At 68.0% G+C, this 13,643-nt stretch carries 14 protein-coding genes; 1 reads left to right on the forward strand and 13 read right to left on the reverse strand.

Annotated features, from left to right (window positions below; genetic code table 11):
- Window positions 1-51: 51 nt before the first annotated feature.
- The 9 genes from V1Y59_RS22310 to V1Y59_RS22350 form a co-directional block, all read right to left on the reverse strand.
- Complete coding sequence (locus tag V1Y59_RS22310) at window positions 52-1,254, reverse strand: lysophospholipid acyltransferase family protein (RefSeq protein ID WP_330507232.1); 1,203 nt, start codon at window positions 1,252-1,254, stop codon at window positions 52-54.
- 206 nt (window positions 1,255-1,460) lie between these two features.
- Window positions 1,461-2,513, reverse strand: coding sequence for an NAD-dependent epimerase/dehydratase family protein (locus V1Y59_RS22315; RefSeq protein ID WP_330507233.1), 1,053 nt, complete (start codon window positions 2,511-2,513; stop codon window positions 1,461-1,463).
- Window positions 2,514-2,642: 129 nt separating this feature from the next.
- Window positions 2,643-2,744, reverse strand: a complete 102-nt coding sequence (locus V1Y59_RS22320) for a 30S ribosomal protein bS22 (protein WP_003402602.1) — start codon at window positions 2,742-2,744, stop codon at window positions 2,643-2,645.
- A 225-nt stretch (window positions 2,745-2,969) separates the two neighbouring features.
- Window positions 2,970-3,203 carry a helix-turn-helix domain-containing protein gene (locus V1Y59_RS22325; RefSeq protein ID WP_330507234.1) on the reverse strand — a complete coding sequence of 78 codons (234 nt, stop codon included), beginning with the start codon at window positions 3,201-3,203 and terminating at the stop codon, window positions 2,970-2,972.
- A 189-nt stretch (window positions 3,204-3,392) separates the two neighbouring features.
- Window positions 3,393-4,262: a pyrroline-5-carboxylate reductase gene (gene proC, locus V1Y59_RS22330; protein ID WP_330507235.1), complete on the reverse strand. Its 870-nt coding sequence runs from the start codon at window positions 4,260-4,262 to the stop codon at window positions 3,393-3,395.
- Window positions 4,263-4,317: 55 nt separating this feature from the next.
- On the reverse strand, window positions 4,318-5,169 hold the full coding sequence (locus V1Y59_RS22335; protein ID WP_330507236.1) for a thioesterase family protein: 852 nt from the start codon (window positions 5,167-5,169) through the stop codon (window positions 4,318-4,320).
- 29 nt (window positions 5,170-5,198) lie between these two features.
- Window positions 5,199-6,110 carry a sugar phosphate isomerase/epimerase family protein gene (locus V1Y59_RS22340; protein ID WP_330507237.1) on the reverse strand — a complete coding sequence of 304 codons (912 nt, stop codon included), beginning with the start codon at window positions 6,108-6,110 and terminating at the stop codon, window positions 5,199-5,201.
- Between the two features lie 7 nt (window positions 6,111-6,117).
- Window positions 6,118-7,758: a hypothetical protein gene (locus V1Y59_RS22345; protein ID WP_330507238.1), complete on the reverse strand. Its 1,641-nt coding sequence runs from the start codon at window positions 7,756-7,758 to the stop codon at window positions 6,118-6,120.
- A gap of 100 nt (window positions 7,759-7,858) precedes the next feature.
- Window positions 7,859-8,833: a Ppx/GppA family phosphatase gene (locus tag V1Y59_RS22350; RefSeq protein ID WP_330507239.1), complete on the reverse strand. Its 975-nt coding sequence runs from the start codon at window positions 8,831-8,833 to the stop codon at window positions 7,859-7,861.
- A gap of 149 nt (window positions 8,834-8,982) precedes the next feature.
- Here V1Y59_RS22350 and V1Y59_RS22355 point away from each other — a divergent pair, with 149 nt between their 5' ends.
- Window positions 8,983-9,810 (forward strand): DUF3109 family protein, encoded by an 828-nt coding sequence (locus V1Y59_RS22355; protein WP_330507266.1) that lies wholly within the window; start codon window positions 8,983-8,985, stop codon window positions 9,808-9,810.
- 317 nt (window positions 9,811-10,127) lie between these two features.
- On the opposite strand, the gene V1Y59_RS22360 is transcribed toward V1Y59_RS22355, so the two are convergent.
- The 4 genes from V1Y59_RS22360 to V1Y59_RS22375 all read right to left on the reverse strand — a co-directional run bounded on the left by V1Y59_RS22360 (window position 10,128) and on the right by V1Y59_RS22375 (window position 13,574).
- Complete coding sequence (locus V1Y59_RS22360) at window positions 10,128-10,814, reverse strand: response regulator transcription factor (RefSeq protein ID WP_330507240.1); 687 nt, start codon at window positions 10,812-10,814, stop codon at window positions 10,128-10,130.
- Window positions 10,811-12,274: a sensor histidine kinase gene (locus tag V1Y59_RS22365; protein WP_330507241.1), complete on the reverse strand. Its 1,464-nt coding sequence runs from the start codon at window positions 12,272-12,274 to the stop codon at window positions 10,811-10,813. Before V1Y59_RS22365 ends, V1Y59_RS22360 begins: the two co-directional genes overlap by 4 nt.
- A gap of 130 nt (window positions 12,275-12,404) precedes the next feature.
- The gene (locus V1Y59_RS22370; protein ID WP_330507242.1) at window positions 12,405-12,758 is read right to left on the reverse strand and encodes a GNAT family N-acetyltransferase; all 354 of its coding nucleotides are present in this window, start codon (window positions 12,756-12,758) and stop codon (window positions 12,405-12,407) included.
- A gap of 69 nt (window positions 12,759-12,827) precedes the next feature.
- Window positions 12,828-13,574 carry a phosphoglyceromutase gene (locus V1Y59_RS22375; RefSeq protein ID WP_330507243.1) on the reverse strand — a complete coding sequence of 249 codons (747 nt, stop codon included), beginning with the start codon at window positions 13,572-13,574 and terminating at the stop codon, window positions 12,828-12,830.
- Window positions 13,575-13,643 lie beyond the last annotated feature (69 nt).

The following is a 13,643-nucleotide window of genomic DNA, read 5'->3' on the forward strand; positions in this document are numbered from 1 at the left end:
CCGCCCTTCGTCGCCTCACCGTGCGGCCGCGCGGGTGCGAGCACCCGCCCGTCAGCCGAAGTAGACGCTACCGCGACGACTGAGCATCCGGAACAAGGTCTGCTGGATCTCTTCACGGACGTGGTCGGTGAGGTCGAAGACCACCATCGGGTCGTCGGCGGACGCCTCGTCGAACGAGCCGGTCTCGATGGGCCGGCCGAAGTGGATGTGCCACTTCGACGGGAGCGGGACCATCCCGAGCGGACCGAGCCACGGGAAGATCGGCGTGATCGGGAAGTACGGCAGCCCAAGGATCTTGGCGAGCGGCTTCAGATCGGCGAGCATCGGGTAGATCTCCTCGGACCCGACGATCGACACCGGGATGATCGGTGCCGCGTTGCGCAGTGCCGTCGTCACGAATCCACCGCGACCGAAACGCTGCAGCTTGTAGCGGTCCTTGTAGAGCTTGCCGATTCCCTTGTATCCCTCCGGCCACACGGCGGTGAGTTCACCGGCGCGCAGCAGCCGGTCGGCGTCCTGGGTGCAGGCGAGTGTGGCACCGATCCGGCGGGCCACCTCGCCGACGGCGGGGGTGTCAAAGGCCATGTCGGCGGCGAGAACTCGAAGAAAACGGCCGGTCGGGTGATTCTCGCGCACCGCGAGCGACGTCATGATCGCATCGATCGGAAGGGTGCCGGCGTGGTTCGCGACGAGCAGCGCACCGCCTTCGACCGGCAGGTTCTCGACGCCGGTCACCTCGACCCGGAACCAGTTGTCATACACTTGTCGCACCGCGGGGAACCAGACCGACTCGGTGAAATGCGGGTCGAAACCGAACTCGTCGACCTCGTAATCACCCGTCATCCGCTCCCGGATGAACCCGGCCGTCGCGGTCAACGAATCGGCGACCGCGCCCCGGATCCCGGACAGCGAGAACAGTGGGCTCGAGCGGTTCGGTCCGAGGTGTTCGACGCCGAGCGATTCGGTGGGAACCTGCACGTCGTCGCTGATCGGCGTCACGGGCGCCGCGGGACGCCCGAAGCCGTCGGTGTTGGGATGTCCGAGTTGCGCATTCTGCCGGGACTTGCGTTGAGCGGGTGCAGATTTGGCGGGGTGGGAGCCCCCGGCCTGCTGACTGGGATGCCGACGGCGACCCTGCTCCCGAGCTGCACTCCGACTCCCGCGCGAATCGACTCCGTCACCGGGGGTCGCATACAGCTGGATCACCTTTGCGGTACGTGCGTCCGTAGCGCCGCCACCTGCCAAGATCCTCACCTCTGCGTCAATTGATCGTCAACCCCCCACCGTCCCCATTGGCGAACAGACTCGATGGTACGCGCCCCCCGAGTGGGTCTGGCGTCCAAGTCTAGAGCGTGACTCACCTTTGCGCTCGTTTGTGCCGCATATCGCATCGACTCTCGGCGCGTCGCGGCTAGCCACGATTCACATCGGCCGGATTTCTTTGCCCCCGCTTGACCATCTCATTGGAGTTGGTGCGCCGCGGCGACGACGCGACGCTCGATGCCGCGCCACGAGTCGGCGCCGATGACCGGCGCCGAACTCCCCCGCTCGATGAAGTCGTCGACGGTTTCGAGAGTGGTGAAGCGTGGCGCGAAGCCGAGCTCGGTACGCATCCGGGTGGTGTCGAGAACCCGTCCGTAGGTGAGGTATTCGGTCTGGCTCGACCGCAGCTTCGCCGACCGCAGATCCTGGAACACCCCGGTGATCGGTGCGAGCAGGCTGCTCGGAACCGGGAGTTCGATGTGGCCGATCCGGCGGATCGCCTGCGTGAGGGTGACCACGCCCTCCCCGGATACGTTGAAGGTCCCCGTCTTTCCGGTGAGTGTCACGTGCTCCATCGCGGCGAGCGCATCCTCTTCGTGCAGGAACTGCAGTCGCGGCTGATACCCGATCACCGTCGGCACGATCGGCAGCGAGAGGTAGGACCCCATGCGGGTGTTGATGCGTGGCCCGAGGATGGCCTGCGGCCGGACGATGGTGACCTCGATGTCCTGGCGTCGACGACCGAGGCCGCGGACGTAGCCCTCGATGTCGAGCAGGTCGCGGCCGTATCCGCGTTTGGGTTCGCGCCGCGCCGGGGTTTCCTCGGAGAAGTGCGACGGGTCGTGTCCGCTGGCGCCGTACACCATCGCGGTCGACCGGAGGATGAGGCGCTTGACCGACGGGCTGCGCTGGCAGGCGGCGCACACCTGCATCGCGCCGACGACGTTGAACTCCTTGATCGCGGCCGAGTGCGGGGCCGTCTCCATGATCGAGGTGGCCGCGTGCACCACCGTGTCGACCTCGTATCCGGCGATCGCCTTGGCGATCGCCGGGCGACGGATGTCGAGCCGGAGGAACTCCGCGCGACCCATCCGCCGCAAGAGGTCCTTGCGCGGTACGCGGGAGTCGACGGCCAGCACCCGTTCGATGGCGGGATTCGCCGCCAGGCGCGCCACGAGGTATCCGCCGAGGAAGGTGGACGCGCCGGTGACCAGGACGGTCCGGGGCGCTGTGGGCTGCTCGTCGGACATGGCACCAGGTTAGCCGCGGGCGCGACGACCCGCCCGGCTACCCGTCAGGCCGGCGCAGAAACGACGAAGAACCCGCCACCAGGGCGGGTTCTTCGGAGGCGTCGGAACGGGGTCGTCGCCCCGAGCCGACTATTTGCCGAGCTTGCGGCGCTGCACCCGGGTCCGTCGCAGGAGCTTACGGTGCTTCTTCTTCGACATGCGCTTGCGGCGCTTCTTGATCACTGAACCCATTGGGGTGCTTCCTCACAGTTGACGCGGTTCTACTGACTTCTCTGGTGTGCCCAGCCGGTGCGTGACGCATCGCGGGGGCATCAGCACGCGACCTCCCACATTACCTTCTCGTCGCCTACCAGAAGAAATCCGGTCATCCGCAGACGCCACGACTCCCCCTGCGGAGCACACCTGAGGTGCGTCCACCGAGGGAGTCGTCGTGGATCGAAGAGCCTCGCGCCGGAACTATCCGACGTCGAAGTACGAGGTCTCCAGGTAGTCGTGCACGGCCTTGGCGTGAACCCGGAACGAACGGCCCACACGGACTGCCGGCAGCTCACCGCTGTGCACGAGCCGGTAGACCGTCATCTTCGAAACCCGCATCAGAGATGCGACCTCGGCGACCGTGAGGAACTGCGAGCCCGAGGTCGCGTTGCTCACTGCGCCGGTCCTGTCACCAGGATTGTCTGCAGGTGCCATGAATTACTCATACCTCCGGAGCACGCGTCGCGGCCGCCGGCTTCCCCTCCGGCGGACACCAGACACGCACGTGCTTAAAGGAGCTTAGCGTGGCTGATGTGAAAAAAGCGACGTGAGTTGTGTGAATGTTGCGCCGGTTGTGACCTTCTGACCCTACATACTGGGGTTTCTCGCCAAACTACCCCAAAATCATGGGGCGTCGACGTCGCTTCGCCCCCCGTTGGGGCCGCTCAAACCCTCAATGTCGGGTCGATGTCCGGCCTTCTTGCTGGCCGCTGCACACGCCCGGGTCGCCTCATAGACACCGTGCCGGAAGCCGTTCGCCTCGAACTCCCGGATGGCCGCCGCGGTCGTTCCGCCGGGCGAGGTGACCGCGGCACGCAGGTCGACCGGCGACAGACCCGACTCGCTCAGCAGCAGACCCGCACCGCGGATGGTCTGCACGGTCAGCTCGCCGGCCTGCACCCGGCTGAGGCCGAGCGCGACGCCCGCGTCGATCATGGCCTCGGCCATGAGGAACACGTAGGCGGGCCCGGACCCGGAGATGGCGGTGACGGCGTCCATGTGCCGCTCCGGTACCACCGCGACCTTGCCGACGGTCTCGAGTAGCCGCACCACCGCGTCGAGCTGTTCGTCGCCGACGTAGCGGCCGACCGACACCGCCGACATCGCCTCGTTGACCAGCATCGGGGTGTTGGGCATGACGCGCACCACCGGCGATCCCGCCTGCAGGCCGTTCTCGTAGCGCGACAGCGGCAGCCCGGCGACCAGGGTGACGGTGACACGTTCGGTCTCGGCGGCATCCTCGGCGCTGGACAGTTCCCGCAACACCGAGTCGACGTCGTCGGGCTTGATCGCCAGGAACACGTAGTGCGCACCCTCGGCGGCCGTCGTCACGTCGGTGACCAGCACGCCGTATTCGTCGGCGATCTCCTTCGCACGTTTCGGCATCTTTTCGGCGACGACGAGATCCTTGGTCTGCTTGCCGGACTGGATCAGGCCGGCCAAGAGCGCTTCGCCGATCTTGCCGCCACCGACGATGGCGATGCGTTCGGTCACTGGTGATGCCTTTCTGAACTGATGTCTGGGGGACTGATGCCTGGCGTCGCGCCGGTCACGACTGCTGCGGGATGAGGGCGAGCTGCCGCGACTGCGCGACGACGGTACCGGTCGAGTCCACCACGAGGTGATCCTCCTCGAACATGCCGGGTCCCACCTCGGTGCTCGTCGCCGCGAACCGCAGCCACCCGGGCGCCGGGTGACGACGCACATAGGTGGTGAGTTGCACCGTCGGGGCCCAGCCGAACAGGGCGAGGTTCATCACCACCGGCGGCGAGATGTCGCAGACCAGCACCGCGAAATCGGTGTCGGGTGCACGGTCCTCCTTGGGCCGGACCCACCCACGCACGACGGGCGCGCCGGTCTCCCCGCGGACGATGGGGAATGTGGCCGGATCCAGCACGAGGTCCAGCGCCGGCCCGAGGTGCATGACCTCGGATACCGGGGAGTTGTCGATGCCGATGCCGTCGGCGGGCGGCTCGGCCGCGGTGTCGTCGAGGATCGTCGGCGCCGAATGGTGCGGGGTGCCCGTGTCGGGTCGGGCACAGGTCACCGACGAGGGCACCATGGTCCGGCCGTTCTGCACCGCATCCACCGTCATCACGGTGACCGTGCGTCCACGTTTGCGGACCGTGACCTCGAGGTCGATCTCGGCGGCATCGGGCGCCGCGAGGAAGTCGCTGGTGATCGCGACCGGCATCTTGCCCAGGGCTCGGTCGTCGCCGGCCGGCGCGAGGTCGGTCAGCGCTTGCGCCGCAGCACGCGCGACGATCATCTGCAGGCTGCCGCCGTGCACCTTGGGGCCGATCGTGAAGACCGGATCGATCACCGCGCGGTAGGTGATGCGGTCCTCTCCCGGCCGGGACACCTCGGTGAGGGTCAGCAGGTCGGCAAGCTTACGGCTCATGTCGGTTCCCCCTCGGCTGCGCCGGGAGGTCAGCTCCGTTCGGAACGCACACGCCCGGCATCGTCGGCAGACAGCCCCCGTGCGAGGTGCCGCCGGGCAAAATCTAGCGAACGGGCCAGCAGCGCACTGCGTTCGGGTTTGGTGCGGGCCGAGCTGGTTGTGACCTCGAGCACAACGGTGCCGGCGAAGTCGCTGTCGGCGAGTCGGCGGCAGATCTCCGCGCAGGGTTGATCGCCGTCGCCGGGCATCAGGTGTTCGTCGGTGGCGGCGCCGTCGCCGTCGGCGAGGTGGAGATGGCTCATCGCCGATCCCATCCGCTCGAACATCGCGATCGCGTCGGCGCCGGCCGTCGCGGTGTGGGAGAGGTCGAGGGTGTAGTGCGCGTAGCCGTCGTCGGTTGGGTCGATGGACTTGCCGAACGCGGACGCGGAGATCCCCGGGCCGCCGCCCCGCTCGCGGAGCCGACGCGCCGACCGCTCGCCCGCCCCGAACAGGCGGTCCACCCGCATCGGGAACATGTTCTCCACCGCGACGTCGATGCCGCTGTCGTCCTCGAGTTCGGCGACGAGGTCGTCGAACCCCTCGACGTAGGCACGCTGCCAGCGGAACGGCGGGTGCACCACGACCGTCTGCGCGCCCAGGTCCTCGGCCGCCTGGACCGAGCGGCCGAGCTTCACCAGCGGGTCCCGCCCCCACACCCGCTGGGAGATCAGCAGACACGGCGCATGGACCGACAGCACGGGGACCTGGTAGCGCTCCGAGAGGTACTCGACGTGCTTGATGTCCTGGCTGACCGGTTCGCCCCACACCATCAGCTCGACGCCGTCGAACCCCAGCTCGGCGGCGTAGGCGAACGCGGCTTCGGTGTTCTGCGGATACACCGACGCGGTGGACAGTGCGACGGGGATCTCGCCGCGGTGCGCAGGCAGGATGGTGTTCACGAGCCGATCAGGTGGCCAACAACACGAGCGGACCGATCGTGACGATCAGACCCACTCCCATCGCCAGCAGTGTGGTGGTCAGGTCCTTGGTGCGCCGCACGAGGTGCGCGAAGGTGACGATGCCGAAGATCACCAGCACGGCCAGCACCAACGCGAAGTACACGTTCCACTTCCACAGCTCGGTGAACCCCCAGAACAGCCCGACGCCGACGGCCAGTCCGGCCAGCGCCTGCCCGATGATCAGCAGCCAGGCGAGGACCGGCGACGTCTCGTCCGGGCGGTCCGCGGACGCCACTGCGTCGGTGGACGTGGCGACGGCATCCGTGTTCGTGGTGCCCGTGTTCGTGGTCTCCGCCGCGGTCCCGGCGGTCGTCGACGGGACGCTCTCGGCCGATTCGGTGTCGCCGACGACGTCGTGGTCCGTCGTCGGATGGGCCGACGGCGGATCGGCGATGTCCGCGGAGTCGACGGCGTCGGGCCCGGCGGCCGCCGATGCGGAGCCGGCGTTCTCGGTGTCGGCGATCTCGGTGTCGGCGCCGGGGGTTTCGGCGGTGTCCGCAGAATCGGGCGCCGTGGTGCCCGCCTCGGCGGCCGAGGTGTCGGTCGCGTCGGCACCGAGGGAGTCGCCGTCCGATGCGTCGTCGGTGTCGGGCCTGTTGTCGGTGGTGGTGTGCACAGCTCCGGCGACCACCGGGGCGGCCATCATGCCCAGCACGGCTCCGTTGTCGGCGGTCTGGTCGTCGACCGAGCCGTCGGCGACCTCGTCGACGGCGCCTGCCTCGCGCTGCTCGCGTTCCCGGGCAGCTGCCGGACGAGCCGACCGATCCTTGTTCTTGCGGCGTCCGAACAGCTTCCGACGCGGCTTCGGCTCGTCCTCCTCGACGTCGGCGAACGCCCGGTAGGAATCGAAGTCCTCCATCACCTCGCCGAAGTTCTCGCCAGTGGTGGTGTCACTGCCGGGCGATGTCGCTGGGGCGGCGAGGTCGACGACGTCGACATCGTCGGAGTCCACCACCACGAGGCCCTCGCGATCGTCGCCGACCACCGGGATGATGCCGGTGACCGCGTTCGCGTTCTCGGTCTCCTCGGCCGACGCGCCGGCCGGTTCGGGCCGCTTCGTCGACGCGCGCTGGGCAACGTCGGCGGCACTGAAGTCGCGCGTGGCCGGCGGGGCGAACCCGGGCATGCCGCTCGACGGCACCGGCGGTGACGTTCGGGGGGTCGACGGCCTCGGGGCCGAGGAATCAGAGCTGGTCGGCCGGGGTGTCGGCGCCGGGTCGACGGAACGGTCGGGTACCGGACGGTCCTCCGCGTAGCGTCGCGCGACGGGAGTGGCCGAGCGCGGGAACGGTCCGGAGGCCGGGCCGGCGCCGCGACGACGCGGTGCGGTCGACGGCGCGGACTCGCCCGACGAGGATGGGGTCTCGGCATCGGCGGATCGGATGCGCGGGATCTCCCCGGTCAGCTCCGACACCGAGACCGCACCCTCGCGGCCCACCCGGCGCCGGTTGCGCGACTCGCGCCCCGGGGCGGTCGACGTCCCGCCGTCCTCCCGGCTGCGGGCCAACAACTCCGAGACCGAGATCGGTCGGGAGTCGGTGTCATCAGGCCCGCTCGCTCGTCCCCCGGAACCCGATTCGCTAGCCATACAGGGTGCTCTCCGTCCTCGATGTTGCTCGCCCGCACGCCGGACGCTCGTTCGTGTCGGCGCTTGTCTCGCCCGTCCGGTTGCGGATTCGTCCGTACCGTCAGCCGCCGGAACCGACGGCCTCGGCCGCGACGGCCTCCGCCGCCTGCACCGGCTCGGCGTCGAGCCGTCGCAGGATGACCCCCTCGCGCAGAGCCCACGGACAGATCTCAAGTGTATCTATTGACATCGCCCGCATGGCCGCCTCCGCGACGAGCGCTCCCGCCACCAGCTGTCCGGCCCGATCGGCGCTGACACCCTCGAGTTCGGCGCGGTCGTCGCGTGTCATCCGCGAGATGAACGAGATCAGCTGACGCAGACCGTTGGAGGTGAGCTCCCGTTTCACCCGCGGACCCGCGCTCGACGGTGCGGCGCCGGTCAGCCGGGCGAGACTGCGGAACGTCTTGGAGGTACCCACTGCGAGGTCGGGGCGACCCGGCGCGGTCAGCTCCTTGGCCACCGGCCGGAGCTCGGCGTCGAGCCAATCCCGCAGCACCGCGACCCGGCGGCGATCCGGCGGGTCACCCGGCAACCACTCACGTGTCAGGCGACCCGCGCCGAGCGGCAGGGACATCGCCGAGTCGGGCTCCTCGTCGACGCCGTTGGACATCTCCAGCGAGCCGCCACCGATGTCGAGGGCGAGGATGCGGCCGGCGCTCCAGCCGTACCAGCGGCGCACGGCCAGCGAGGTGAGCCGGGCCTCGTCGTGGCCGGACAGGACCGTCACCTCGACGCCGGTCTTGGCGGCCACGCGGGCGAGGACCTCGTCGCTGTTGCTCGCATCGCGTACCGCGGAGGTCGCGAACGCCATGATCTGTTCACAACCGGACGTCGACGCGATGTGGGTGAACTCGTCGACCGACTCGATCAGCTTGGACGCCGCGCGGTCGGTGAGACACCCGCGGTCGTCGATCTGTTCGGCGAGCCGCAGAACGGACTTCGTCGAACTCATCGGGTTGGGATGGCCACCGCGATGGGCATCAACGACCAGCAGGTGAACGGTGTTGCTGCCCACGTCGAGCACTCCTAGACGCACGGACCCCAAGAGTACTGCCTGGCGTGGTGCCATCGGGACGCGGCAGGCCCAAACATGCGGGTCCGCCCATCGGGCGCCACCTCGCCGACGGCGGTTACCGTTGAGTTGTGACCCGTACCGAAGCCTCGCGCCCCGCGGCCCCCGAACGCATGACCCCCGCGCCCGAGGTCGATCTCGACTTTCCGCGCGAATGGTACGAATTCGCCGATCCGGAGAACCCGGAACACGTAATCAAGGCCGACCTGACCTGGCTCCTGTCCTATTGGACATGTGTGTTCGGGACACCGGCCTGCCAGGGCATCATCGAGGGCCGCGAGAACGACGGATGCTGCAGCCACGGCGCATATCTGTCCGACAAGGACGACCGCAAGAAGCTCGCCAAGGCGATGGCGATGCTCACCGAGGACGACTGGCAGTTCTACAAGAAGGGCACGGGCAAGGATCCGCTCGGCCCACGCGGCTACCTCGAAGAGGGCGACCTCGACGACGAACCGGCCCTCAAGACCCGGAAACACAAGGGCGCGTGCATCTTCCTGAACCGTCCGGGCTTCGCCGGCGGCGAGGGATGCGCGCTGCACTCGATGGCGCTGAAACGGGGCCTGGAACCCCTGACCGTCAAGCCCGACGTCTGCTGGCAACTCCCCATCCGACGCGAACAGGACTGGGTGGAACGTCCGGACGGCACCGAGGTGCTCCGCACCACGATCACCGAGTACGACCGTCGCGGCTGGGGCGAGGGCGGTCACGACCTCAAGTGGTACTGCTCCGGCTCCCCCGACGCCCACGTCGGCGCCACCCAGGTGTGGCAGTCGTATGCGCCGGAACTGACCGAACTCATCGGCCGACGCGCCTACAAGGCGCTGGCCGACGCCTGCCGACGACGAAACGGACTGGGCCTCATCGCCGTTCACCCGGCGACGACGGCCGCGACCAGTCGGCGGGACAGCGATCAGAAGTACAACCTCATCGAGGAGTAGGGGTTGGTTGTGCCCGCGTTTCGTGGGTCGGTTGGGGTTTTTCGGCAAGCGTTTCGTGCGTCTCGGCTTTGCCTTTCGTGTCGAGTGGGCGCTGTTTTCGGTCGAGTGGGCGCGGAAGTTGGCGAAGCATCGTGCGTTTGGCGGGATGCCGCGCCCACTCGACCGAAAACAGCGCCCACTCGACCTCCGTGCTGGGCACGTTGGGAGGTGAGCCTTCGTTGCCCACTCGACCTCCGTGCTGGGCACGTTGGGAGGTGAGCTTTCGTTGCCCACTCGACCTCCGTGCTGGGCACGTTGGTGAGGTGAGGAGCGGTGGCTTACGGCTCGTACTTGTAGCCGAGGCCGCGGACGGTGACCAGGTGCTTGGGGTTGCCGGGGTCGGGCTCGATCTTGGACCGCAGCCGCTTGACGTGCACGTCGAGGGTCTTGGTGTCCCCGACGTAGTCGGCGCCCCACACGCGGTCGATCAGCTGTCCGCGGGTCAGCACCCGGCCGGCGTTGCGCAGCAGGTATTCGAGGAGGTCGAACTCCTTGAGCGGCAAGGTGATCGACTCGCCGTTGACGGCGACCGTGTGGCGCTCGACGTCCATGCGGACCGGGCCCTCCTCGATGACACCGATGGCGAGTTCCTCCTCGCCGACGTCACCGCCGCGGCGCAGCACCGCGCGGATGCGGGCGATCAGTTCGCGGGCCGAGTACGGCTTGGTGACGTAGTCGTCGGCACCGAGTTCGAGGCCGACGACCTTGTCGATCTCGCTGTCGCGCGCGGTCACCATGATCACCGGGACGCTCGAGCGTGAGCGCAGGGCCTTGCAGATCTCGGTACCCGACATGCCCGGCAGCATCAGGTCCAGCAGCACGATGTCGGGGCTCACTCGGTCGAATGCCGAGATCGCTTGCGCCCCATCGTTGATGACACTGGCCTCGAAACCTTCTTTGCGGAGCAGAAAGGCCAGCGGGTCGGCCAGGGATTCCTCGTCCTCGACGATCAGTACGTGCGTCACCGATGAAGTTCCTCTTGTCGTTGGGCATGGTCGACTGTCCGGGCGATCCCCGGCTCGCTCTGGGGGTGTTCGACGGCAACCGGGTCGGACACGCCGTCGTCGATCACGAGATCGGGCACCTCTCCGGCACCTGCGATCTCGGCCGTGAGGTCCTCGGGGATGCAGAGGGTGAAGGTCGATCCGGTGCCGGGTTTGCTCCACAACCCGATCGACCCGCCGTGGTTGGCCGCCGCGTGCTTGACGATCGCGAGGCCCAACCCGGTGCCACCGGTCAGTCGCGAGCGAGCCTTGTCGACCCGGAAGAACCGCTCGAACACGCGCTCCTGATCCTCGCGCGCGATGCCGATGCCGCGGTCGGTCACCGCGATCGCGACCATCGGCCGTCCGTCGATCGGGGTGATCCGTCGGCTGATGGACACGGTCGTGTTCGCCGGCGAATAGGCGATCGCGTTCACCACCAGGTTGCTGATCGCGGTCAGCAGCAGCACACGGTCGCCACGCACGTGCAGCCCGGTGTCGTCGTCGGTCCGGAGCGTGATGCCCGCCGCCTCCGCGGTTGTGGCCGAGGACTCGACTGCTTCGCGGACCAGGTCGTCGACGTCGACGGCGGTGAACTCCTGCGTCTCGCCGCCCTGCAGGCGGGACAGGGCGATGAGTTCGCTGACCATGTTGCCGAGGCGATCGGCCTCGGTGAGCACCCGCCGGCCGAAGTGCTCGACGGATTCGGGGTCGTCGGACGATTCGAGCAGCGCCTCGGCGAGCAGGCCGATCGCACCGACCGGCGTCTTCAGCTCGTGGGAGACGTTGGCGACGAAGTCGCGGCGGGTGGCCTCGACCCGGCTGTGCTCGGTGTCGTCGGTGCCGTAGACCACGGCGTAACTCTCGTCCTCGTGGGCGACCAGACGGACCAGGCATCGAACCGACTCGACCTGGCGGGTGGTCGCGCGTCCGGTGGAGACGAACCCGAACGACGACTGGACCGGGGTGAACTCGAACCGGGCCTCGGCCTTGGTGTCGAGGACTTCCTTGGCGGCGTCCCACACCGCGTCGGCGAGCAGCCGGTCGTGGACGACGCCCAGCTCGACGGCCTGGTTGTTGAACAAGACGACGTCGCGGAATCGATCGACCACCGCGACCGCGTTCTCACTGTTGCGGACGATGAGGCTGAGCAGCCCCGCCTTGGTCATCCGCCCGTCGTCGGTGGTGACGGAGACGTCCGAGTCACGGAGCTCGGCGGTCTCGGCCACCTCACGCGGTGCGTTGGCGGCGATCACCCGGCGGCTGACCAGCCCCGTCACGGCGGATGCGGTCTCCGCCGACGGGTGGTCGTCAGCCGACGACTTGGTGCGGGAGAAGAGTGGGCCACGGCCATGGCGCCGCGCGCTGAATCCGATGATGATCCCACCGGCAAGGCAGACAAGAGCGATGGCGATCGCCGCGACGAGCTGTGCAACGGTCACAATGGCAGCTTACGGCCCGACGAACGCACTCTGCACATTCGAAGGCATTGTTCTGCCGCTGTTCATATGGCGTTCCACCTACCCACTGTGCCGATGGGGTGCCGCTGCTATTGCCACCGCACCCCCGGGTTCACTGCGGTACCGGCACCGCCATGTCCGCATACTCCGGATGCTGCGTGATGAACCGCTGCACGTACGAGCAGACCGGCACCACCTGCTTGCCCGCGTCGCGGATGTCGTCGAGGACCTCCCGGACGAGCTGCCCCGCGTAACCGTGACCGCTGTACTGCTCGTGGATCACGGTGTGGGTCAACACCACCTGATATGGCTCCGACACGTAGTCGAGGTAGCCCACGACCTGCTCGTCGTCGATGACGTAGTCCCCGGACTCTGTCGACCCGGCTGTGGAACCCGGCTTCAGGATCGCCTCGTAGCGTTCCTGAGCTGGGGAATGATTGATCCTCAGACTCCCGACGTTCGCCATGGCATCCAATGTAGCGTGCATCACATCATCGGGACCATGACGTTTTCATTACAGCTGGTCAGCCGCTGATCACTTCTGTCCCTGCGCCGCCACCGCTGCCGCACCGGCCGCCGCAGCCTCCGGATCGAGGTAGGTGCCGCCGGGATTGAGCGGTTTCAGATCGTCGTCGAGGTCGTAGCGCAACGGGTTGCCGGTGGGGATGTTGAGGCCGGCGATGTCCTCGTCGGAGATCTCGTCGAGGTACTTGACGAGCGCGCGCAGCGAGTTGCCGTGCGCCGCGATGAGGACGGTCTTCCCCGCCCGGATGTCGGCGGCGATGGTCTCGGTGAAATACGGCACCATCCGCTCGACGACGTCTTTGAGGCACTCGGTCAGCGGCACCTCGGCCAGATCGGCGTAGCGCGCGTCGTCGGTCTGGCTGTACTCGGCGGTGGGGTCGATCGGCGGCGGCGGGGTGTCATAGCTGCGGCGCCAAAGCATGAACTGCTCGTCCCCGAACTCTTCTTTGATCTCGGCCTTGTTGAGGCCCTGCAGCTTGCCGTAGTGGCGCTCGTTGAGCCGCCAGTCACGGGTGACCGGAATCCAGTGGCGGTCGGCCTTGTCGAGCGCGATCTGAGCGGTCTGGATGGCCCGCCGCAACAACGACGTGTAGAGGATGTCGGGCAGGACGTCGTGCTCGATGAGGAGTTCACCGGCTCGTAGCGCCTCGGCCTCACCTTTCTCGGTGAGGGCCACATCGACCCATCCGGTGAACTGATTGGACGCGTTCCATTCGCTTTCGCCGTGCCGCATCAGAATGAGGGTGCCGTTGCTCATGAGAGAAGTCTCGCACACCCTGGCCGCGCATTCCGTCCGCATCAAATCGGTCAACGAACGCGCGAATCA

It is taken from the genome of Gordonia prachuapensis, assembly GCF_036350515.1.
GTDB classification, from domain to species: Bacteria; Actinomycetota; Actinomycetes; order Mycobacteriales; family Mycobacteriaceae; genus Gordonia; species Gordonia prachuapensis.

Bases quoted from the DNA above. Each gene is read 5' to 3' on its own strand.
- V1Y59_RS22325 (WP_330507234.1), bottom strand. From the start codon at position 3,203: ATGGCACCTGCAGACAATCCTGGTGACAGGACCGGCGCAGTGAGCAAC.
- V1Y59_RS22375 (WP_330507243.1), bottom strand. From the start codon at position 13,574: ATGAGCAACGGCACCCTCATTCTGATGCGGCACGGCGAAAGCGAATGG.
- V1Y59_RS22335 (WP_330507236.1), bottom strand. From the start codon at position 5,169: ATGAGCCGTAAGCTTGCCGACCTGCTGACCCTCACCGAGGTGTCCCGG.
- V1Y59_RS22370 (WP_330507242.1), bottom strand. From the start codon at position 12,758: ATGGCGAACGTCGGGAGTCTGAGGATCAATCATTCCCCAGCTCAGGAA.
- V1Y59_RS22315 (WP_330507233.1), bottom strand. From the start codon at position 2,513: ATGTCCGACGAGCAGCCCACAGCGCCCCGGACCGTCCTGGTCACCGGC.
- V1Y59_RS22355 (WP_330507266.1), top strand. From the start codon at position 8,983: ATGACCCCCGCGCCCGAGGTCGATCTCGACTTTCCGCGCGAATGGTAC.
- V1Y59_RS22345 (WP_330507238.1), bottom strand. From the start codon at position 7,758: ATGGCTAGCGAATCGGGTTCCGGGGGACGAGCGAGCGGGCCTGATGAC.
- V1Y59_RS22320 (WP_003402602.1), bottom strand. From the start codon at position 2,744: ATGGGTTCAGTGATCAAGAAGCGCCGCAAGCGCATGTCGAAGAAGAAG.